The 2,501-nt window shown below is 79.0% G+C and carries 2 protein-coding genes and 1 pseudogene; all 3 read left to right on the forward strand.

Annotation, left to right across the window (positions count from 1 at the left end; all coding sequences use genetic code 11):
• Window positions 1–31: 31 nt before the first annotated feature.
• Window positions 32–358, forward strand: a pseudogene (locus tag BJF79_RS67750) (ketoacyl-synthetase C-terminal extension domain-containing protein); the annotation flags it as partial.
• A 74-nt stretch (window positions 359–432) separates the two neighbouring features.
• Complete coding sequence (locus tag BJF79_RS63500; RefSeq protein WP_075903794.1) at window positions 433–1,362, forward strand: acyltransferase domain-containing protein; 930 nt, start codon at window positions 433–435, stop codon at window positions 1,360–1,362.
• Window positions 1,290–2,501 (forward strand): polyketide synthase dehydratase domain-containing protein (locus BJF79_RS37210; RefSeq protein WP_187357109.1); only part of this gene is annotated, 1,212 nt, incomplete at its 3' end. The genes BJF79_RS63500 and BJF79_RS37210, both read left to right, overlap by 73 nt.

Consider the following 2,501-nt stretch of genomic DNA (forward strand, 5'->3'; position numbering starts at 1 on the left):
GCCGCTGTGGCTGGGGTCGATCAAGTCGAACATCGGGCACACGCAGGCGGCGGCGGGCGTCGCGGGCGTCATCAAGACGGTCATGGCGATGCGGCACGGCGTGCTGCCGCGGACGCTGCACGCCGACGAGCCGAACCCGCACATCGACTGGGACGCCGGGGACGTGCGGCTGCTCGCCCGTCCGGCCGCATGGCCCCGGACGGACCGGCCGCGGCGGGCCGCCGTGTCGTCGTTCGGCGTCAGCGGCACGAACGCGCACGTCATCCTCGCCGAACCCGGCCCCGACGACGTCCCCGACGACGGCACGGCCCCGGCGGAGCCCGCCCGGCCCGTCCCGTTCCTGCTGTCGGCGCGCTCGGAGGAGGCGCTGCGGGCGCAGGCCGAACGGCTCGGCGCGTACCTGGCGCGGCACCCCGACATCCCGGACGCGACGTGGCGCATTCGCTCGCCGTCGGCCGCGCCGCCTTCCGGCAGCGCGCCGCGATCCTCGCCGATTCGCGCGCGGACCTGCTGTCCGGGCTGGCGGCGCTCGCCGCGGACGGCCCGCCGCGCGGCCCGTCCCGTCCGGGGCCGACCGCGTTCGCGTTCTCCGGGCAGGGCAGCCAGCGGCCGGGGATGGGGCGCGGCCTGTACGAGGCGTTCCCGGTGTTCGCGGCGGCCATGGACGAGATCGCGGAGTACTTCGACATGCCCGTCCGGGACGCGATGTCCGACGGCGCCGCGGACCTGCTGGCCGACACGTCCTTCACCCAGCCCGCCCTGTTCGCCTTCCAGATCGCCCTCTTCCGGCTGCTGGAGAGCTGCGGGCTGCGGCCCGACCTGCTCATCGGGCACTCCATCGGGGAGGTCGCCGCCGCGCACGCCGCCGGGGTCCTGTCCCTCCCGGACGCCGCCGCGCTGGTCTCCGCGCGGGGACGGCTGATGCAGGCCGCCCGCGGCGACGGCGCCATGTTCGCCGTGCAGGCGGCCGAGGACGAGGTCCGCCCGCTGCTCACCGAGGGCGTCGACATCGCCGCCGTGAACGCGCCGTCGGCCACGGTCGTGTCGGGGACGGCCGCGGCGGCGGAGCGGATCGCGGCCCGGCTCGCCGAGCGGGGCCGCCGGACCCGCCGCCTCGACGTCCGCCGCGCCTTCCACTCCCCGCACATGGACGCGGTGCTCGACGAGTTCCGCGCCGTCGCGGAGGGCCTGTCGTACGCGGCGCCGACGATCCCGATCGCGGCCGCGACGCGGCGGAGCTGTGCGACCCCGCTCACTGGGCGCGGCACATCCGCGAGCCCGTCCGGTTCATGGACGGCGTCCGCGCGCTCGCCGACCGGGGCGTCGTCCGGTACGTGGAGTTGGCGCCCGTCCCGGTGCTGACCGCCGCGATGGGCGAGTCGCTGGCCGGTGCGCCCGGGCCGCGCGACCCGGCGCTGATCCCGGCGCAGCGCGGCGACCGCCCGCAGGCGCCCGCGCTGCTCGCCGCGCTCTGGCGGACGCGCACGTCGACGGCGACCCCGGTCGACTGGTCGCCGCTGCTGCCGGGACGCCGCGTCGAGCTGCCGACGTACGCGTTCGCGCGCCGCCGGTACTGGATCGACGCGCCCGCGCCGGGCGCCGCCGGGCCGTCCCCCGGCGGGCACCCGCTGCTGGAGTCGGCGGTGGACCTGGCGGACTCCGGCGGCCTGCTGCTGACCGGACGGATCGACTCCCGGACCCACCCGTGGACGGGCGAGCACACGCTGCACGGCGACCCGCTGCTGCCCGGCACGGCGCTGGTGGAGCTGGCGCTGCGCGGCGGCGGCCTCGCCGGATGCCCGCACCTGGCGGAGCTGACGCTGGAGGCGCCGCTGCCCGTCCCGGCGGGCCGGGGCGTCCGGGTGCAGGTCGCGGTGGGCGCGCCCGACGGCGGCGGGCGGCGCCCGGTCTCCCTGCACGCGCGCCCGTTCGGCGACGAGGACGCGCCGAGGACGCGGCACGCGTCCGGGACGCTCGCCCCCGAACCGGCCCCCGGACCGCCCGCGATCGGGGCGTGGCCGCCGCCGGGCGCCGACCCCCTCGACCACGACGGCCTCTACGCGCGGCTCGGCGACCTCGGCCTCGGCTACGGCCCGGCGTTCCAGGGCCTCGCGGCCGCGTGGCGCGGGGACGGCGACGTCTTCGCGGAGGTCCGCCCGCCCGAGGGGCTCGACGCCGCCGGGTACGGGCTGCACCCCGCGCTGTTCGACGCGGTCCTGCACGCCGCCGCGCACGACGCCGAGGCGCCGCTCGTCCCGTACGCCTGGACGGGCGTCGACCTGCACCCGGACGGCCGGGGCGGCGACGTGCTGCGGGCCCGCCTCACCCGCACGGGCCCGGACACGGTGGCGATCCGGGTCGAGGACGCGCGGGCGCGCCGCTGGCGACCGTCCGGTCGCTGCTGGTCCGCCCGGCGGGCACCGCCCCCCGCGACCTGTACACGGTGGAGTGGCGCGCCCTCGACGTCCCGGAGACGGACGGCCCCGAACCGGACGTCGTCG

The sequence above is a fragment of the Actinomadura sp. CNU-125 genome, assembly GCF_001942465.1.
Taxonomy (GTDB): Bacteria; Actinomycetota; Actinomycetes; order Streptosporangiales; family Streptosporangiaceae; genus Spirillospora.